This is a genomic window from Paenibacillus chitinolyticus NBRC 15660 (genome assembly GCF_000739915.1).
GTDB classification, from domain to species: domain Bacteria; phylum Bacillota; class Bacilli; order Paenibacillales; family NBRC-103111; genus Paenibacillus_F; species Paenibacillus_F chitinolyticus.
Map to the genome: position 1 here is coordinate 22,207 of NZ_BBJT01000020.1, position 17,463 is coordinate 39,669.

The 17,463-nt window shown below is 54.6% G+C and carries 17 protein-coding genes; 1 reads left to right on the forward strand and 16 read right to left on the reverse strand.

Going from position 1 to position 17,463, the window contains the following annotated elements:
- Positions 1-74: 74 nt before the first annotated feature.
- The 15 genes from spoIIE to pth form a co-directional block, all read right to left on the reverse strand.
- Entirely contained in the window at positions 75-2,567 is a 2,493-nt protein-coding gene (spoIIE, locus tag PCH01S_RS27435; protein WP_042235278.1) for a stage II sporulation protein E, read from the reverse strand.
- Between the two features lie 331 nt (positions 2,568-2,898).
- Entirely contained in the window at positions 2,899-3,381 is a 483-nt protein-coding gene (locus tag PCH01S_RS27440; protein ID WP_016424266.1) for a S1 domain-containing RNA-binding protein, read from the reverse strand.
- Positions 3,382-3,487: 106 nt separating this feature from the next.
- Positions 3,488-3,829, reverse strand: coding sequence for an FtsB family cell division protein (locus PCH01S_RS27445; RefSeq protein ID WP_042235282.1), 342 nt, complete (start codon positions 3,827-3,829; stop codon positions 3,488-3,490).
- A 56-nt stretch (positions 3,830-3,885) separates the two neighbouring features.
- Positions 3,886-4,467: a spore cortex biosynthesis protein YabQ gene (yabQ, locus tag PCH01S_RS27450; RefSeq protein ID WP_042235284.1), complete on the reverse strand. Its 582-nt coding sequence runs from the start codon at positions 4,465-4,467 to the stop codon at positions 3,886-3,888.
- Positions 4,464-4,745 (reverse strand): sporulation protein YabP, encoded by a 282-nt coding sequence (gene yabP, locus PCH01S_RS27455; RefSeq protein ID WP_009671862.1) that lies wholly within the window; start codon positions 4,743-4,745, stop codon positions 4,464-4,466. Before yabP ends, yabQ begins: the two co-directional genes overlap by 4 nt.
- A 120-nt stretch (positions 4,746-4,865) precedes the next feature.
- A complete protein-coding gene (locus PCH01S_RS27460; protein WP_042235286.1) occupies positions 4,866-5,126 on the reverse strand; it encodes an RNA-binding S4 domain-containing protein in 261 nt (86 codons plus the stop codon).
- The gene (locus PCH01S_RS27465; protein ID WP_009671911.1) at positions 5,126-5,398 is read right to left on the reverse strand and encodes an HU family DNA-binding protein; all 273 of its coding nucleotides are present in this window, start codon (positions 5,396-5,398) and stop codon (positions 5,126-5,128) included. The genes PCH01S_RS27460 and PCH01S_RS27465 overlap by 1 nt, the downstream gene beginning before the upstream one ends.
- Before the next feature lie 114 nt (positions 5,399-5,512).
- On the reverse strand, positions 5,513-6,994 hold the full coding sequence (gene yabN / locus PCH01S_RS27470; protein ID WP_042235289.1) for a bifunctional methyltransferase/pyrophosphohydrolase YabN: 1,482 nt from the start codon (positions 6,992-6,994) through the stop codon (positions 5,513-5,515).
- Positions 6,995-7,101: 107 nt separating this feature from the next.
- The gene (locus tag PCH01S_RS27475) at positions 7,102-8,904 is read right to left on the reverse strand and encodes a polysaccharide biosynthesis protein (RefSeq protein WP_042235291.1); all 1,803 of its coding nucleotides are present in this window, start codon (positions 8,902-8,904) and stop codon (positions 7,102-7,104) included.
- 44 nt (positions 8,905-8,948) lie between these two features.
- The gene (gene spoVT / locus PCH01S_RS27480; protein ID WP_042235293.1) at positions 8,949-9,491 is read right to left on the reverse strand and encodes a stage V sporulation protein T; all 543 of its coding nucleotides are present in this window, start codon (positions 9,489-9,491) and stop codon (positions 8,949-8,951) included.
- A gap of 157 nt (positions 9,492-9,648) precedes the next feature.
- Positions 9,649-10,191 carry a stage V sporulation protein T gene (spoVT, locus tag PCH01S_RS27485; protein WP_042235295.1) on the reverse strand — a complete coding sequence of 181 codons (543 nt, stop codon included), beginning with the start codon at positions 10,189-10,191 and terminating at the stop codon, positions 9,649-9,651.
- Between the two features lie 232 nt (positions 10,192-10,423).
- Positions 10,424-11,584, reverse strand: a complete 1,161-nt coding sequence (locus PCH01S_RS27490) for a peptidylprolyl isomerase (protein WP_042235297.1) — start codon at positions 11,582-11,584, stop codon at positions 10,424-10,426.
- The gene (gene mfd, locus PCH01S_RS27495) at positions 11,571-15,092 is read right to left on the reverse strand and encodes a transcription-repair coupling factor (RefSeq protein WP_042235299.1); all 3,522 of its coding nucleotides are present in this window, start codon (positions 15,090-15,092) and stop codon (positions 11,571-11,573) included. Before mfd ends, PCH01S_RS27490 begins: the two co-directional genes overlap by 14 nt.
- 127 nt (positions 15,093-15,219) lie before the next feature.
- Positions 15,220-15,450 (reverse strand): anti-sigma-F factor Fin family protein, encoded by a 231-nt coding sequence (locus PCH01S_RS27500; RefSeq protein WP_009671878.1) that lies wholly within the window; start codon positions 15,448-15,450, stop codon positions 15,220-15,222.
- A 216-nt stretch (positions 15,451-15,666) separates the two neighbouring features.
- Positions 15,667-16,236, reverse strand: coding sequence for an aminoacyl-tRNA hydrolase (pth, locus tag PCH01S_RS27505; protein ID WP_042235302.1), 570 nt, complete (start codon positions 16,234-16,236; stop codon positions 15,667-15,669).
- A gap of 233 nt (positions 16,237-16,469) precedes the next feature.
- Here pth and PCH01S_RS27510 point away from each other — a divergent pair, with 233 nt between their 5' ends.
- Positions 16,470-16,670: a hypothetical protein gene (locus PCH01S_RS27510; RefSeq protein ID WP_009671908.1), complete on the forward strand. Its 201-nt coding sequence runs from the start codon at positions 16,470-16,472 to the stop codon at positions 16,668-16,670.
- A gap of 115 nt (positions 16,671-16,785) precedes the next feature.
- Here PCH01S_RS27510 and PCH01S_RS27515 read toward each other — a convergent pair whose 3' ends face one another.
- Entirely contained in the window at positions 16,786-17,415 is a 630-nt protein-coding gene (locus tag PCH01S_RS27515; protein ID WP_042235304.1) for a 50S ribosomal protein L25/general stress protein Ctc, read from the reverse strand.
- Positions 17,416-17,463: the final 48 nt, after the last annotated feature.

The following is a 17,463-nucleotide window of genomic DNA, read 5'->3' on the forward strand; positions in this document are numbered from 1 at the left end:
TTGTCGAATTTCAGCATTCGGCCTCCTTTCTATTTATAAACCGGCAGGGCACGGTTCTACCGCTTTTGTGGCACTCAGCTCACCACCTTCGGCCGCTCGATCCGGTTGACGCCGGGCCAGCGAAATGTCGCCCATTCGGGCTGATGCTTCTCGACACGCGCCGCGACCACAGTCATATCGTCGATAATTTCTCCGTGATGACAGCGCATAACGCGTTCAAGCAGACTATCGGCAAAATCTTGGGGAATGTCCGTGTCGATTTCCTGGATCACCCGCTTCATCCACATTTCCTTGTTGACCGCATGTCCGGGCGCGTCGTAAATGCCGTCAGTCATCATAATCAGCAGATCTCCGTGCTGTAGGGATCGCGACAGCAGGTCCACTTCGATGTCCTGCAAAATGCCGACCGGCAGGTTGTTAGCCATCACCGGAATGACTTCGCTGCCTCTTTTAATAAAGCTCGGTGTGGACCCGATTTTCATAAAGGTCGTCTCTGCGCTGTATAAATCAATTAGAGCCATATCCACCGTCGCATACACTTCGTCGGAAGAACGCAGGAGCAGAACGGAGTTGACCGATTTGATCGCGATTTTCTCATCCATGCCCGATTGGAGAAGCTGCTGCAGTATAGTCAGCGCAGCCGAGCTTTCCGCCCTGGCCCTCTCGCCGTTGCCCATTCCGTCGCTCAGCGCCACGACGAATTTGCCGTTGCCCAGCTCCGCTACGGAGAAGCTGTCTCCGGACAGCAGTTCTCCGCCTTTGGCTGCTCCCGCGATTCCCGTCTCCACTTCGAATTCTTTGGCCGAGCCGAACAATACCGTGCTGTAGCCTTCACCCCTCGGGAGCATTTCCTCATTTTTCACCGCAATATGTTCTCCGAGAATTTCACTTAACAGAGGCGCTATGATTTTGCGGCACTCATCGAAGCCTTTTGTATATTGGTGGATGATCTCGATCTCCACGTTACCTTCGTCCAGCGAAATAACATCAATGCTGTGTATGGAAAGTCCGAGATCCTCCAGAGCCTGACGAATCTGCTCCTCCTGCAGAAAGAGCTCCTGGCCCTCCCGCTTGATCTCCTTCGCCAAATCCTCCATGACCTGGGACACGCCGCTTAATTGATCCGCCACAATTTGCCGGCTGTCCGAAATCTGCTTTTTCCAGTGCATATCGTTCTGATATTTCGCATACTGGTTTTTCATAACATCCAGCACCTGATCCGGCTTCGTACAGGCCTGTTTCCAATCTATCGGAATCTGCTTCCGCGAGAAATTCGGATTAAGCTCGATTTCCGTCATCATGCTCGTCATAAACTGATACGTTTGATAAAAACGCTGGTCCCAGCACCGGACCCGCTTCGGGCACATCTGGCAGGTCTGATAGGAAACGGCCTCCATAAAATGGCTGATCTCCTCTTCCTTAGGTACCGGCTGGCTCTCGACCGTAAGCTGCTTGAAGCTCCGGGCCAACTGCATAAACACCTGCGAAAACTGCTCGACGCGGCCGGCCGTAATATCCCTGACACGTTTGGCGTAATCCTGCTGGGATTTGAGGTTCTCCTGGGTACCCGGCACGTATTTGGCCAGCGTCTGGAGAACGCCCTTGGGTGTGAGCAGGAAAAGCGCTACCGCCGCAACAGATTCCCAGGTGGAGTTCATGACTTCCCCCTGCGTCCCGATATAAATGGAGAGGATCGACGAACCGAGCAGCATTCCGAAAGCTACCGCCATTCGTCTACCTTCCTTCAGCATGCCCGCCAGCATGCCCGAAAAAGCCAGCAGACTCATCTGGTAAATCGCATTTGTATTGGCGAGACTTAAGATAAGTCCCGTCACCACACCGACCGAGGCTCCGAACGGCGCTCCGCCCACCAGTGCGAATAACAGAATCAGGTAACGGGAAACAACGTGCTCAACCGTAACCGGTCCGAGCGTCCAGCCCACGGTGCCGGTCATCATGGACGCCAGCAGAATGATCAGACAAATGATCTCTTCATGCTTGAGCTGATAATTTTTGCGGGTCAGTGTGAAGACGGGGACGGCTTGTACGAAAATAAGCGTAAGCACCAGACTCAGCACCGATTCCACTCCCGTCATCGTCAAGGAGTACCAAGATAGGTCCGAGCTGACCAGGTGAGCGAACATCTGCACGAGCAGCGTTGTAATGAAGACGAGTACCGGCGCCAGCGAGATATCCGAGCGCTCGTATTTTTCCAATCCTTTCTGGATGAGGAGAAACACGACCATCTCGGTCAGGATAAACCCGCTCTGAGGTTGTACGGCCAGTAAACTTCCGGCAAATAGAAATACGCCTGTCCATAGAAGCAAATCACGGCGCTGGAAATACATGACCGCAAAAAAGGCTATCGAAAACGGAGCGAGCTCCTCAAGGATCATGGCTCTCCCCAGCAAAAAGGCCATCAACAGGAGCAGGATAGACCATTTCTTGGCTACAAACGATTGAATGAGTCTGTTTTCCGCCACTCTGCCCTGAGCTGCCGACTTCGTCCGCTGCACCGCGCCTGCCCATTGCAGACCGATGGAAAGTGCACCATTTCGTTTTTCCATGTTCAGACACCACCATTTCTCTTAGTGGAGTTTATTATAGGTGGGTTCTATCATAGAATTTGTCATAATGAGTTACTAGAGTTCAAGAAATTTCCGACAAAAAAGGGGGGCCTGTCAGGTCGACGCAAATGCCTACCCCATGGGGGCTCGGCTTCTCCCTTCCGAACAACCGTTCCGAAGCGGTGGGAGCTTGTCACCGGTAAAAGGGATGCGTATGCGGTAAGGTTGTGTCGATTCCCCGAATAACCGCATGTTAATCGACGCAAAAAAACCACATCCGCCGAAATCGAATGTGGTTGTAGATTTGTGTAAATAGTAGAGCGAGGAACAATTAGTCGCGGCGTCCGCCACGCCCACCACGCTTGGAGTCTTGCTTCTTCAGCGAAGAAATGCGCTCTTCACTGTCCTTGAGGAAACGGTTCATCTTGTCTTCGAAAGACAATTTGCCGGGTGCGTTACGGAAGCCACCACCGCGTCCGCCGCGGTCTCCGCGGTTACCGAATCCGCCACGATCTCCGGAACGAGGGGAGTCGAACTTGCCATTGCCTTGTCTTTCAGGGCGAGCAGGTTCAGCGGGCTTTTCAATCGTCTGCTTGATGGATAAGCCGATTTTCCCGTCCTTGTCCACGTTGATGACCTTGACCAGAACCTTGTCTTCCAGCTTGAGATGGTCGTTGACATCCTTCACGTAGTTGTCGGCAATCTCCGAGATATGCACCAATCCGGTGACACCTTGTTCAAGCTCGACAAATGCCCCAAAGTGAGTGATACCGGTCACTCTTCCTTCTAATTTGCTGCCCACTTCTATTGCCATAAAATACAATGTTCCTCCCTTAAATTGTTCAAAAGAATGGCTATGCCGATTATACCCCATTGCTGAATAGACGGTCAACATGGAGAAAAGCCCAAATAATCCGGTTTTACGGATTTTGTGATTTGGACGTCGGTATAAAAAAACGTGTTTCTCCTTCGCGGGCATAATTCAACTCGCTGCGGATAACTTGCTCCAAATACTCAGGGTCGTGCAGACGGGCAATCTCCTGCTGAAGGTCCGCTTTACGCTTCTGTTCATCGGTAAATTCCTGTTTGATCTGCTGCATTTCCGCACGCTTCTCGCTGATCTTGCCATGTTGTCCCCAGAATGTAACTCCCGCCCACGTCAGAAAACCGAGCAGTATGACGGCGGCAATACGGAATCTGCGGCGCGTGCCTTTGCTATTCGATTTAGGTTGCGTCTGCGTTGATTTGGGTGAAACAGGCATTAATCTCTGAGCCTCCTGATCGTGCAGGGCCATCATATAGTTCGACCCATGCCCGGTTACTTACCCTTGCGAAACCACTTCTGAAACAGTTGTTTTAAAAAATTTAACCACCGCAGCACGCGGGCAGGTACCCGTAAATGCTTGTACAGGGGTCTTGTCAGCCAAAGCAGCAGTTTCCACACAGGGTAAACCAATTGTACCACAACTCGGAACAGGAACATAGCCAGCGCCGTCAAAAAGCCCAGCAGCACCCAGGCCAGCTTGTATAACCCGATCGCAGGTTTGATAAAGAGCAGCGTAAACGTTCGCTTGAAGAAGCGGAGAAGCCATTTAACCGCCCGGATCAGGGCCGCAATAACCTTACGGACGGTACGGCTCAGCGTCATCATGTAAACCAGCAGGCCGATAATTAACCCGACAAAGACGAAGAATCGGACTTGTCCCTGATTGCTGTGCACGAGTGTCCCGAACACGCAGACGGTCGCCGTAATCCAGTAAACCACATCCGCAAGCGGGAAAGTCCAGCGCGGCAGCCGCAGCTGCACGAACACCACCCGGAAGGCGTCGTAGAGCATCCCCAGCCCCATCCCGCTGACGAACATGAACCACAAGGTTAAAAACTGGACGTTCAGTGTCACTTGAACAGCTTACCCAGAAATCCCTTGTTTTTCTCCGGGGAATTTGCGTCCACATAAGACAAGGCGTTGACGTATCCTTCTATCGCCACCAGTCCCTGCTCCAGACTCAAATTCTTGATATGCAGATTCTGTCCCTTAATGAGCAGAAACCCACAGTCCGTCTCCAGCAAAAATTCCTCACTATCAAAGCTCTCCACATTCTTCACCCCGGAGATTTCGAGCAGCTTGCGGTTGAGCATTTTCACTTCCTGCCGTTTGGTCTTTCCGGCCTCCATCATGGCGAGTCCCCCCTACAGCTTTTCCTACCACTACGATATGGGGGGATGTCCGTTTTTAGAACACCCGGAAACACGTAAAAAAGAGGCCTAGTCGGCGTAATCCGCCTTTCAGCCTCTTGGTTATCCGTTATTCGCTTCTTCCCGCAGAAGCGTGTACATATGAGCCGCATCCTCTTTACGAGTCGACTCCGTCAGCTGTTCCACGCGAACGGTCACTTTCTTCTGCCCGAATTGAATGGTAAGTTCGTCGCCTACCTTCACCGTCGAGCTCGGTTTCGCATCCCGCCCGTTAATCCAGACACGTCCCTGATCGGAGACGTCTTTGGCCACCGTACGGCGTTTGATCAGCCGGGATACTTTTAAAAACTTGTCGAGTCTCATTATTTTACGGCTTCTTTAAGCTTGTTGCCCGCTTTAAAAGCAGGAACATTCGATTCCGGAATAGAAATTTCTTGACCGGTTTGCGGGTTGCGGCCCGTGCGTCCGGAGCGTTTGCGGGTTTCGAATGTACCGAAGCCGATCAGCTGAACTTTATCTCCTGTGGACAGCGCGTCCGTAATTTCACCGAGGAAAGAGTTGAGGACGGTTTCCACGTCTTTCTTGGTGAGTCCGCTCTTTGTGGAAATGTTGTTGATCAGATCTGTTTTGTTCATGATTCGAATACCTCCTAAAGTGAATGACAATGTGTAGCTGGTTCTGAATCTAACAGAAAAGCCTCTTCCGAAACTAAGTATTCTTGCTCAGCTTGGGAAATCCTGCTGAAAAACCTACGTGGATTGAAGTTTTTTTGCTTCCTGCCACAATTCTTCCATCTCTGCCAAATCCGCCTCCGCCAGGGACTTGCCCCGGGCTTCCAGGCGCTCTTCGATGTACTGAAAACGGCGTACAAACTTGCGGTTAGTCGAAGCCAGCGCCTCTTCCGGATCGATTTTCAGGAAGCGTGACAGATTGACGACGGCGAAAAGCAGATCCCCGAGTTCGTCCAGGCGCTCCGCCGCCGCACCGTTTTCCATCGCTTCCTGCACTTCACCGAGTTCCTCGGTGATTTTGGCGATCACTTCTCCGACCTCGGACCAGTCAAAACCGACGACAGCCGCTTTCTTCTGAAGCTTCAGGGCTTTCATCAGAGCCGGCAGATCCTTGGGCACTCCCGCCAAAGCAGACTGCTTAGAAGGGTCAATCCCTTTGCGGCGCTTCTCCTCGTCCTTCATCTGCTGCCAGTTGGCGAGAGCCTCCTCCGCATTTTCCGCTCCTTCCGTACCGAAAACGTGCGGATGACGGCGGATCAGCTTCTCGTTGAGGCCCGCGATTACGTCATAGACGGTAAAAGCGCCGGTCTCCTCTTCCATCTGGGAATGGAGCATCACCTGCAGCAGCAGGTCACCGAGCTCCTCGCACATATGGTCGGGGTCGTCCTCATCGATCGTCTCCAGCACCTCGTACGCTTCTTCGATGAGGTTTTTGCGGAGGCTGGCATGCGTTTGCTCGCGATCCCACGGGCAGCCTTCCGGGCTGCGGAGAATCGCCACAATTTCATGCAGCCGCTCCAAAGTACGGTTGCGGAGTTCGTCCCGGTCGCTGCGCGGCACCCATACAAGGGAGAGGTTGCCGTAGCCCTCGATCCGGTCGAGCTCGTAAAGAGGAACCCGGACAACCGATTCTTCTCCCGCAACGCCAAGGGAGTGACCCGCAAAGACGGTGTAATCGTCCGGATAAAGCTCCATCAGCGTAAGCTTCACATCCGACGCCGTAAATGTATCGTACACTTGTCCGATAACCGTATGCAAGCGGGGGTTCAGCATGCCGGGCCGCAGATCCGTCGCATCCAGAAGCTGCATCCCTTCGATGGGGTCAAAGCCAAACCGGAGAAACGCCTGGTCGAGGAAGCTTTCCCCGCCAACGATCTCCAGCGGAATGCCCGCTTCCGGACATTTCGCCCTCAGCAGCTGCACGGTGTACTCGGCCACCATAGGGTGTCCGGGAACAGCGTACACGACAGCCTGCGAACGGGCGGACTCCAGCAGCGAGGCCGCTATCGCTTCATATGTGTCGTCAAAGCGGTCCTTCGCTTCGTAAATCGCGTCAAAGGTCTCGTACCGGATCCCCTCCGCCCGGAGATAGGCGGCAACCGGGTGATGATCGGTGCGGAGAATCAGCTTCGGAGCCTGCTGCAAACGGCGCAGCACGCCGAGCGTGAGCTGGTTTTCGTCCCCGGAACCGAGTCCGAGAACCGTAATTCCTTGCGTCATAGTCCTTGCCTCCCACGCGTATTCCGGTTCCCGCTTAAGCGGAGCCGGTTGATTCGCAGCTATTTTACGCCGAAACGGCGCGGTCTATCACGAGGCGCGGCCCGCTCCTAGAGCCGCTCCCCCTGCGGGAACAGGCGCAGCTTCGTCAGCGCCGAAGCCAGCTTGCCGCCGCCGGGGAGCTGCTCCAGCTCCGCGCGGTTCACGGCGCCGAAGCGCAGCAGCGCGAACGCGTACACGGCCGCGCCGAGCGCCACCCCGGCCAGCGCCAATACGCTGGCCTGCCCGCGCGGGCCCAGGCCCGGCGCCAAGGCGCCAAGCAGCGGCCCGCCCACGAGCTGGAGCGCGCCCAGAGCGGCGCACATGAGCACGGCGGCCGCAAGCGGCGCCAAGGCCGAGAAGCGCGGGCGCTGCGGAGCGCCGGTCAGCCGCCGCACCTCGGCAAGGCCCAGGGCGGACGCGGCAGCGAACGCGAGCACCGCCGACACGGCTGCGCCGGCGATTCCCCAGCGCGGCACGAGCAGCAGGCTGCCGCCGATCTTGACGGCGGCGGCAGCGAGCAGATGCAGCGCGGGAGCATTCACGGCGCCGAGGCCCTGCAGCACTCCGGCAAGCACGATGTTGAGCGTGCCGAACAGCGCCGTGAGCGCGAGCAGAGCCATCGTGCCGGACGCTTCTTCGCTCTGATAGAGCATCACGTTCACCGGCACGGTGAGAGAGGCCAGGCCGGCGGCCGCAGCCAGGCCGAGCAGGCCCGTCATCCGCACGGTCCGCTCCGTGCGGATTTGCAGCTGCGCCGGGTCCGCCGCCTTAGCTGCGGCGATTGCCGGCACCAGCACGGCCGTCAGCGAGGACGCGACCATCGTCACGGCCTGAACCAAGGGCAGGCCGTGGTTGTACAGGCCGAACTGGCGCATCGCCTCAGCCGGGTCCGCTCCCCCGCCAAGGAGCAGGCGGGGGATGGTGAAGGCGTCGATGAGATTGAGAATCGGCGTCATGATCGAGCCGAGGCAGATCGGCAGAGCGTAAGCGCCGATAGAGGCCATGAGCCGGCCAAGCGGTTCTTTGGCCCCCACAGGGCCGGCGGCTTCAGCTTGGGCAGCCTCTCCCGGTGCTGCCGGTCTCTCAACAGCCGATCGATCAAGGCTGTTCCCGGCGCTATGCGGGGCATTACAGGAGTCGGGACGATCCCCCGTTTCCGACGTCTTTGCGGCAGCCCGCCGCCTCCCGGTTCTCCTATCTTTGCTTCTCTGCCAATAATACAGAAGCAGAAGTAAGGCCCCCGCTGCCCCCGTTACGGAACCGAATGTCGCTCCGGCGGCAATATCGCCGTCTCCCGCACCTTGTTCGGTCAAGTACAGCAGAAGAAGAACCATCGTAAGCACGCGCACCGTCTGCTCGACTGCCTGGGACACCGCGGTGGGGATCATGTTCTGATAGCCTTGAAAATAACCGCGGAGAACCGAGAGCACAGGAACCAGCAGAAGCGCGTATGAAATGCTGCGGATGGCCGGCGCTGCAGCCGCTGTTCCTATCCAGCCCGCCAGCACATCGGCTCCGAAATACAGCAAGAGAAAGCAAAGGACGCCAGTTCCTGTCAGGAGCAGAGCGGAGGCCGCCGCCACCCGTCTAGCCCCCGCATGATCGCGTGCGGCTGCCCGGTCCTGGACGAATTTTGCGACCGTGATCGGAAAACCCGCCGTCGCCAGGAAAAGAATCAGGAGGTACAGCGGGTAGACGGCGTTATAAATGCCGAAAGCCCCGTCTCCGGCTATATTCTGCAGCGGAACTTTTTGGAGGGTTCCGAGCAGTTTGGAGAATACCGCCGCGGCGGCCAGTAACGCGGCACCCTTAAGGAGACGGGAGCTTCCGACCGTCACAGCCTGTTCCTGCGTTCCCTTTTCCGTGGACATGAACGTCTCTCCTGCGATAAAAGATTAAATGTGTCCGTGTGTATCTACACTTCCATTTGCTTGGACAAGAAGGAAGCGGCCGTTTCGGCCATGATCCGCTCGGTTTTTCCCATGACCACGTCATTTTCCTTGCTGACCAACAGAACGGCGCCGATGGTATCTCCGTTGTGAATGATCGGTGCAATGACGAATGAACCGTAAGCATCTGCCGCATCCTTAACCAGTTCGAAAATGCCGGCCGCTTCTTGCAAGATGGTCTGTCTTCCGTTCAAGGCGTTCTCCAATTGCTCGCCCACCGGTTTGCCGTCATATTCTTTACGTCCGCGGCCCGCCGCTGCGATGAAGGTCTCCCGGTCCGCTATAACGGCCTGATACCCGGTGCTCTCGTTTAACGATTCCGCATATTCCAGCGCAAAATCTCCAAGTTCACCGACCGGAGAATATTTCTGCAAAATGACTTCGCCGTCGGGGTTCACGAATATCTCCATGGGATCGCCTTCCCGGATGCGCATGGTGCGCCGAATCTCTTTCGGAATGACTACCCGTCCTAAATCGTCTATGCGTCTAACTATACCTGTCGCTTTCATACTGCTTAAAGCCTCGCTTTCCTTCTGGGGGTTTACACTAGGATGTTTGAAAAATACGGATTAAAGAGGACTCTTCCCATTATATATAAATTTCCTCATAAAACAAAAAAAGCCCCCTTACCTCCGGAATTGGTTTCCAAGTAAGGGAAGCTTTCGGTTACTGTTCCATTTGTTTCGCCAAAAAACCGGCTGCCGTCTCCACCATTTTCGATTCCATGTTGCCCATCGTGACTTCTTCGTCCTTGCTCATCAGAATAACCGAACCGATCGGGTCTCCGCCCGCCACAATCGGAGCGATGACGAAAGAGCTGTAAGTTTCGGGATTGTCTTTGGAGATTTCGTATGTACCCGAACCGCTCTCGATCGTCGGTTTACGGTTTTCCATGGTGGTCTCCACGATCTGCCCGATCTGCTTGTCCATATACTCTTTCTTCGAACCGCCCGCTACCGCGATAATCGTATCCCGGTCCGTAATCAGTGTGATATGATTGGTGCTCTCATAGAGAGACTCGGCATATTCTTTGGCAAAATCCCCCAGTTCGCCGATCGGGGAATACTTCTTCAAGATAACTTCACCGTCGCGATCGACGAATATCTCGAGCGGGTCGCCTTCCCGGATGCGCAGTGTGCGCCGTATTTCCTTCGGAATGACAACCCTACCCAGGTCATCAATGCGACGAACGATTCCAGTTGCTTTCATGACTCTTGTTGCCCCACTTTCACTTGAAGTTTTGGATACGACTGGACGCCGATCTGCGTGTATTTAAAAGAGAAGGGTGTAGCGATTCGATTCTGACCATAGTATTCATCCGCCCCCATATTCTTATACATTTCCCTCTTTCCATCCACGTAAAATAAAAAGCCATCCCGTCCGGATGGACGAGATGGCTTATGTTAAATAAATGATCTGCCGCCAGGCTTCGCAGATCCGCTTACTTCGCCGCCGGCGAAGGGCTTGCGGCCGGAGGCGTCGCTCCAGGCACGTCGGTCGGCGCCGGGGTCGGCGTCGTCTGCGGAGACGGGCTGCCTGTCGGAGCCTCCGTTCCGCTCGGTGCCGTGCTTCCGCCAGGTGCCGGGCTCGGATTGGCCGATGGAGCCGGAGTCGGAGTCGGCTTAGGAAGCTTGTTCGTTTCGATCAAGCCGGGAAGCTCCTTCGTTACGAACTCCTGCATCTTCACTTGCGCCAGGTTAGAGGCCAGATCTTTCTTGGCGTCTTCTACGGTTTCGGTTTTACGGGATTCCACTTTCATGACGTGGTAACCGTAATCGGTCTCAACGGGATCGCTGATCGTATTCAAAGGCAGCTCAAGGGCCGCTTTTTTGAATCCGGCTACCCACTGGCCGACTTTGGCGTTCTCATACTTGCCGCCTTTATCTTTCGAACCCGGGTCATCCGAGTATTCTTTGGCAAGAGCGTCGAAGTCTCCGCCGTTTTTCAGCTTCTGCTGCACTTCTTTTGCGCGCTTCAGAGCTTCTTCTTTCGTGCGGAGCTCTTTATTCGTATTCGGATCGTTAAGACCGATGAGAATATGACGGACAGTCGCTACATCGTAGGCGTTCGGGTCCGCTTTTTTGGCCTTTTCGTATTCCGCTTTGATTTCGTCGTCGGTGACCTGCTTCTCCAAGTAGCTCGTGGAATACACGCTTAGTCTCAAGAGGTCCTCAATGTCTTTCTCTTCCAGTTTAGCGTCCTTCAGCTTCTTCTCCAGGCCGCCTTCCTGCGCGCCCACGAAAGTTTTCAGCTGCGTAACTTGATCGGTTACCTGCTTGTCCGCTTCTTTCTTCACGTCATCGCTCGCACGTCCGGAAAGGACCTTCAGCATGATAAACTGCTCCAGCATGCTTTGCTGGTAAGCCGGGTCCGTTTCGAACTGCGCGTATTCCGGATACAGGAGACGGTTGAAGGAAAGCAGTTTGTCAAACTCTCCGCGGGTCACTTTACCCCCGTCTTTGTAAGTGGCGATAACCTCTTCCGGCGTGCCGGCTTTTCCTTCGTCCTTCTTGCCGCACCCGCTGGCCACGGCCAAGACAAGGACTAATACGGCAAGCAGCAGCCACTTGCTTTTGGCCCAACCTGATTTATTGTGTTGCATTCTGCAATTCTCCCTTCGTTTTCAAGGCTTCCCTGTATTGTAACAGAAAACGCTCCACCAATGCGATTGTGTCCTCGGGGGACAGCCCTTTGCCGCGGATATGAACATGAATCTGAGGCCCGGCAATCAGCTTGACGCGCCCGTCGAAGCCGTTCGAAATCGTAAACAGCTTCTGACCGTCCAGTCTTTCCGTCTCGTCCGGGGAAATCTTGATCTGATAATCGTCGCCCTTCTGGGAGATGGATTCGATTTTATATTCGGCTCCATACACCTTCAATCTGGCTACGGCCAAAAGATTGGAAACGGCAGGCGGCAAATCGCCGAACCGGTCCACCAATTCCTCATCCAGATCTTCCGCTTCCGCGAAGGAGCGGATATTCGCCACTTTCTTGTAAATCTCGATCTTCTGCATGCTGTCGTAAATGTAATCCGACGGCAGGTAAGCATCCAGGTGAAGGTCAAGCTGCGTGATCCATTCCTTCTCGGGCTCCGCCTGCTCTCCGTCCAGCTCCAGCTTGCGCTTGGCGATTTCCTCGCTCAGCATCTGGGAATACAGGTCGAACCCGACGGAAGCGATAAACCCGTGCTGCTCGGCTCCGAGCAGATTACCGGCTCCGCGGATAGACAAGTCCCTCATGGCAATTTTAAATCCAGATCCAAGTTCTGTAAATTCTTTAATTGCCTGGAGACGCTTCTCCGCCACTTCGTTCAGCACTTTGTCGCGCTGATAAGTAAAGTACGCGTAAGCGATCCGGTTGGAACGGCCGACCCGGCCCCGCAGCTGATACAGCTGGGATAAGCCCATTTTGTCGGCGTCATGCACGATCAGCGTATTCACGTTCGGGATATCGACGCCGGTCTCGATGATGCTCGTGCTTACGAGCACGTCGAACTCGCCGTCCAGGAAGTCGAGAATCGTTTTCTCGAGTTCCTGCTCCGACATCTGCCCATGCGCAACGGTCACGCGGGCTTCCGGGACGAGCATGGAGATCTGCTCGGCCATCTGGTTGATCCCCTGGACGCGGTTGAACAGGAAATACACCTGTCCTTCACGCGCCAGCTCGCGTTCGATCGCTTCCCGCACGAGCGTTGTGCTGTATTCCAGCACGTAGGTCTGTACGGGGAAGCGGTTCTCCGGCGGCGTCTCGATAACCGACAGGTCGCGAACCCCCAGCATCGACATGTGGAGCGTGCGCGGGATCGGCGTTGCGGTCAGCGTCAGCACGTCGACATTCGTTTTCAGCCGCTTCAGCTTCTCTTTGTGCGAGACGCCGAAACGCTGCTCCTCATCGACGATGAGCAGCCCCAGGTCTTTGAACTTCAAATCCTGGGACAGCAGGCGATGCGTTCCGATGACGATGTCGACGGTACCGGCCTTGACGCCCTTGGTCGTTTCATTCTGCTCTTTCTTCGAACGGAACCGGCTCAACACCTGGATGTTGAACGGGTATCCCGAGAAGCGCTCGCGGAATGTCTCGTAATGCTGCTGCGCCAAAATCGTCGTCGGCACCAGGACAGCGACCTGTTTGCCGTCGATAGCCGCTTTGAAGGCGGCGCGGATAGCCACTTCCGTCTTGCCGTAACCGACGTCTCCGCAAAGAAGCCGGTCCATCGGACGCGGTTTTTCCATATCCTTCTTAATTTCCCCAATTGCCCGGAGTTGATCCGTCGTTTCGTCATACGGAAACATGCTTTCGAATTCCTGCTGATAGGCGGAATCGGAGCTGAAGCCGTATCCCGTTGTCGCTTGACGGTCCGCGTAAAGCTTGATGAGATCGTCGGCGATGTCCTTGACGGAGGTCCGAACTTTGTTCTTGACGCGGTTCCAGTCGGCCCCGCCCAGCTTGTATATCTTCGGCTCTTTCTCTTCCGAACCGACATATTTCTGAATGAGATCGATCTGGTCGATCGGGACGGACAGCTTGTCGCCGCCCGCATAGACAATATGCAAATAATCTTTATGAATGCCCCCGACTTCAAGCGTGCCGATCCCGACATACTTCCCGATCCCGTGGTTGACGTGAACGACGTAGTCTCCGACTTTAAGCTCCTGGTAGCTTTTGATTCTCTCGGCATTCTCGATTTTCTTGTCTACTTTGCGCGCTTTCCGCTGCTTCTGCGTAAACATCTCGCCTTCCGTAATCACAACGAGATGAATGGACGGCAGCTCGAAGCCGGTCTGCAGGTTTCCGTTCATAATCTCGGGTTCATCGATTTGATAATCCCCGAGCACACGGCGGACGCGGTCCATCCGCTCTTCACCGTTGGCTAGGATGATCACGCGGCTGCCCGTCTTTTTCCAGCGTTCCATTTCCGCTTTCAGAAGGTTCATCTGCCCGTGGAAATTCTGCATGACCCGGGACATGAAATTGACAATGTTCTGCGGCTGGGTCTGCGGGACCTGGCGCAGGAAGAGCGACATATAAAGCGTCGGATAAGTGCGGCGCTGCATAAGGGTCTCGAGCTGCTTCGAAAGCGTGAGGGCCGGAAGGGCCTTTCCGTCCTGAAGGGAACTCGTCACCCACTCCGCCTCTTCCCGCTCCAGCTGCTTGGAGGTTTCCACGAGCCGGGCCGGCTCGTCAACGAGCAGCACCGTATCTTCCGGCATGTAATCGGATAGAGTCTGCCGCTCCGGATAGAGCAGCGAGACATACTTGAACAGCCCCTGGAAGGTGTTCCCCTCTCGGAGCAGTTCAATATCATGTCCGATTCCTTCCAGCAGCCTGTCCTTGGCCTGGCGGTCCGTCATTTTGGCAAGCTGGGTCTGAAGAAGTTCGTAAGCATGTTGAGCAGCGCTCTGAAAACGCTTTCTATTTAAGAGAACTTCCCGGCACGGCTGGATCACGAACGAATCCAGCTTTTCGATAGAGCGCTGGTCCGATACGTCGAACGTACGGATAGAATCCACATCCACATCGAATAATTCGATCCGGACGGCCGTGGAAGAAGTCAGCGGAAATAAATCCACGATGCCTCCGCGGACGCTCATTTCCCCCTTCGCTTCCACCCGCTCCACACGCTCGTAACCCAGCTCGGTCAGACGGGTCAGAAATTCCTCCAGGTCAATTGTATCCCCCAAACGTACGGTGAGCTGGGCTTCCTTGAACGTTTCCTTCGTCGGAAGCAGACGCCGGAATCCGGCATACGGCACAATGACCGCTCCCCGGTATCCGCCGGCCAGTTTAGTCAGCACATCGATTCGCTGCGCCAGCATTTCGGGACTGGCAATAGCCGCTTCGGCGGCAAGCAGCTCTTGTGCGGGATATAAGAGAACCCCGTCTTCCGGAAGACATTCGCTTAAATCCTCGAAGATCTTCTGGGCGGAGAACATATTATGCGTAACGATGAGAAGCGGACGCTCGAGTTGCTGCATCAGTGCGGCAAGCATCACCTGACGAGAGGAGCCGGTTAATCCGGCGATCAACTGCTCTTTCATGCCGGAACGAATACCCGTAATCACACTTTGAAAATCGCGGTCCGTTGAAAAAGCCTGTATTAAAGCTTGCAAATCAAGTACACTCCTCTCACAAAAAGAAGCCTCGGCGCTTGCCTAGGCTGTCATGACACAATTTTTGCACATGTCCGGAGTACGGGATAAGCGCCCTAAGCAGCGCGCAGGCAGCGGCCGGAATCGGTCACTGCAGCGGGCTGCCGATCAGGTTAAGCTCAGGATTGGCGTCCAGTGCCTGCTTGCAATAATCGCAAACCACCTTGACCGTAACGCCCCCGTCCATGTTATACGCTATTATATCGCTCCGTTCTTCGGGGGTCAAGAAATGGAAACCAAGCTGGTATTCGCTCACTTGATCCCGGCTGATTTCCCCGATAGACGATTGGCAATGACGGCAAATATATTTTACTGACATCAATGTATGCCTCCTTGCAGGTTTCGATTACTCCTTAGTATGGCCCTGTTTTTAAAATCCTAGCCACCTCTGGAAGTAATTTGCCGGCCTATGCACGGCATACAATGTGTCTTGGGGCGGCCGATGCCCCCTCCCCGGATCAATCTCCCTTAGAAAGGGAACAGGGGAACGGCCCCGATTTGCAACACGGCATGTTCAATTCACTGGGTCTTCGGACTAACTCCCGCTTCCGTTGAAAACCGCCATCGTTTTCTCGAAGGGCTCGCTCAGGCAGTGCTCCATCGCTTCGCACGTTTTGTCCAGAACGGCCGGCAGCGCCCCCGTTTCCGCTTTGCTGAAATTCGACAAGACATAGTCGACAATCGGATAGCCCGGATTAGGCCGATTGATCCCCATACGAATGCGGTTGAACGTGGACGTGCCCGTATGGGCTATGACGGATTTGATCCCGTTATGGCCGCCGGCGCTCCCCTGGTAACGCAGCCTGATATTCCCGAATGGCGTATCCATGTCATCGTACAAAATGACGAGATCCGACACGTCGACTTTATAAAAGTCCATGAAAGCCCGAATCGACTCCCCCGACAAATTCATATAGGTCATAGGTTTCAGCAAGTAGGCCTTTGTACCGTTCACACGCACTTCAGCCAAATGGCCTTTGCACTTATTCTGGAACGACGACACGCCCCATTTCTCGGCAAAACGGTCGATCGCCATGAAGCCGATATTATGCCGTGTATGCTCGTACTGTTTTCCTGGATTGCCTAAACCGACAAAACATTTCACGTTTCATTCACTCCCAAAATTTTTTTACTTTTTTTAACTAGACACCGTAACGATTCCCTGCCGAAACTTGTCTATTATATACAGGCATATTTATGCGGTTCCGGGCATAGGCCTGCGTTTTTTCGGCCGCCTGGCTCATTTGCCGGTCCCAGCCGCAAAGATAAAGTCATAAATTGGCGCAAATCAGCATGATTTACGCTTCAAAAAAATATGGGTAGCAGGTGATGAATCTTATGTACGACAACGGCCAGCAGCTTTACCAGGACGATCATTTTCAAGATCATTTGGAAGCGGAGGTTCCTGTCCAAGTATACTATCTTAACGCCCACAAAGATATAGGCTTCGTTTATCTCTATTCTTCCCACTTCATCAAGATCAACAACACGTTTTACAACCGCGGCATGTTTACATTCGTTTCAAGACCGGGTTATTAGGCGCAATTTAGCAAGCGCTTACAAAGCTTGTCAACTTTTTCGTCCAGCGGTTAAGGATTAAAAAGGCTGCTGCCGGATCACCGGCAGCAGCCTCTCATTTTGCCCGAAGGCCGTGTTATTCTTTCGACTCCGCAGCTTCTTCAGCCGCAGGCTCAGCTTCGGCTGCAGGCTCGTCCGCAGTCGTTTCTTCGACTTCCTTCTGCGGTTGAAGCACGGTAACCACAACATCCTGAGCTTCCGTTTTCACTTCGACGTTCTCAGGCAGCTTCAAATCCGATACGAGGATATTCTCCCCGATGCCGAGATTGCTGACATCCACCTGTACGGAGTCCGGCAGATCGCTAGGCAGACAACGGACGTCAAGCTGTGCCGTCTCCACCTGGAGAATGCCGCCTTCCTTCACGCCTGCCGCTTCTCCCACGATCTCGACGGCAACCGTAGCCTTAACCGGCTCGTTCATGTTGATCTGATGGAAATCAATGTGGATGACATCCTGGCTCAGGCTGTCTCTCTGAACTCCACTGATAAGTACGGGGCGCTTGCCCACGCCTTCGATATTAAGATCAATCACCGCATTCGGGTGGCTTCTCAGCAGCGGCACGAGTTCCTTCCGCTCCAGAACAACCGTCAGGCTGTCCGTGGTTTTCCCGTAAACTACGCCTGGCACCTTGCCTTGTCTGCGCAGCTGCTTGGCCTCCGACTTGGTGGCATTGGTTCTGGTATTTCCCTTAAGAGCTACTCCCATACAAAAAGAACCTCCCTTTTAGATGGCTAAACATAAATTACCCATCCG

What these genes read in the sequence shown, in the direction of transcription:
- spoIIE (WP_042235278.1), bottom strand. Translation starts at nt 2,567, where the DNA reads ATGGAAAAACGAAATGGTGCACTTTCCATCGGTCTGCAATGGGCAGGC.
- spoVT (WP_042235293.1), bottom strand. Translation starts at nt 9,491, where the DNA reads ATGAAAGCGACAGGTATAGTTAGACGCATAGACGATTTAGGACGGGTA.
- yabP (WP_009671862.1), bottom strand. Translation starts at nt 4,745, where the DNA reads ATGATGGAGGCCGGAAAGACCAAACGGCAGGAAGTGAAAATGCTCAAC.
- PCH01S_RS27515 (WP_042235304.1), bottom strand. Translation starts at nt 17,415, where the DNA reads ATGGGAGTAGCTCTTAAGGGAAATACCAGAACCAATGCCACCAAGTCG.
- spoVT (WP_042235295.1), bottom strand. Translation starts at nt 10,191, where the DNA reads ATGAAAGCAACTGGAATCGTTCGTCGCATTGATGACCTGGGTAGGGTT.
- PCH01S_RS27440 (WP_016424266.1), bottom strand. Translation starts at nt 3,381, where the DNA reads ATGGCAATAGAAGTGGGCAGCAAATTAGAAGGAAGAGTGACCGGTATC.
- PCH01S_RS27500 (WP_009671878.1), bottom strand. Translation starts at nt 15,450, where the DNA reads ATGTCAGTAAAATATATTTGCCGTCATTGCCAATCGTCTATCGGGGAA.
- PCH01S_RS27490 (WP_042235297.1), bottom strand. Translation starts at nt 11,584, where the DNA reads ATGCAACACAATAAATCAGGTTGGGCCAAAAGCAAGTGGCTGCTGCTT.
- PCH01S_RS27510 (WP_009671908.1), top strand. Translation starts at nt 16,470, where the DNA reads ATGTACGACAACGGCCAGCAGCTTTACCAGGACGATCATTTTCAAGAT.
- PCH01S_RS27475 (WP_042235291.1), bottom strand. Translation starts at nt 8,904, where the DNA reads ATGTCCACGGAAAAGGGAACGCAGGAACAGGCTGTGACGGTCGGAAGC.
- yabN (WP_042235289.1), bottom strand. Translation starts at nt 6,994, where the DNA reads ATGACGCAAGGAATTACGGTTCTCGGACTCGGTTCCGGGGACGAAAAC.
- PCH01S_RS27465 (WP_009671911.1), bottom strand. Translation starts at nt 5,398, where the DNA reads ATGAACAAAACAGATCTGATCAACAACATTTCCACAAAGAGCGGACTC.
- PCH01S_RS27460 (WP_042235286.1), bottom strand. Translation starts at nt 5,126, where the DNA reads ATGAGACTCGACAAGTTTTTAAAAGTATCCCGGCTGATCAAACGCCGT.
- PCH01S_RS27445 (WP_042235282.1), bottom strand. Translation starts at nt 3,829, where the DNA reads ATGCCTGTTTCACCCAAATCAACGCAGACGCAACCTAAATCGAATAGC.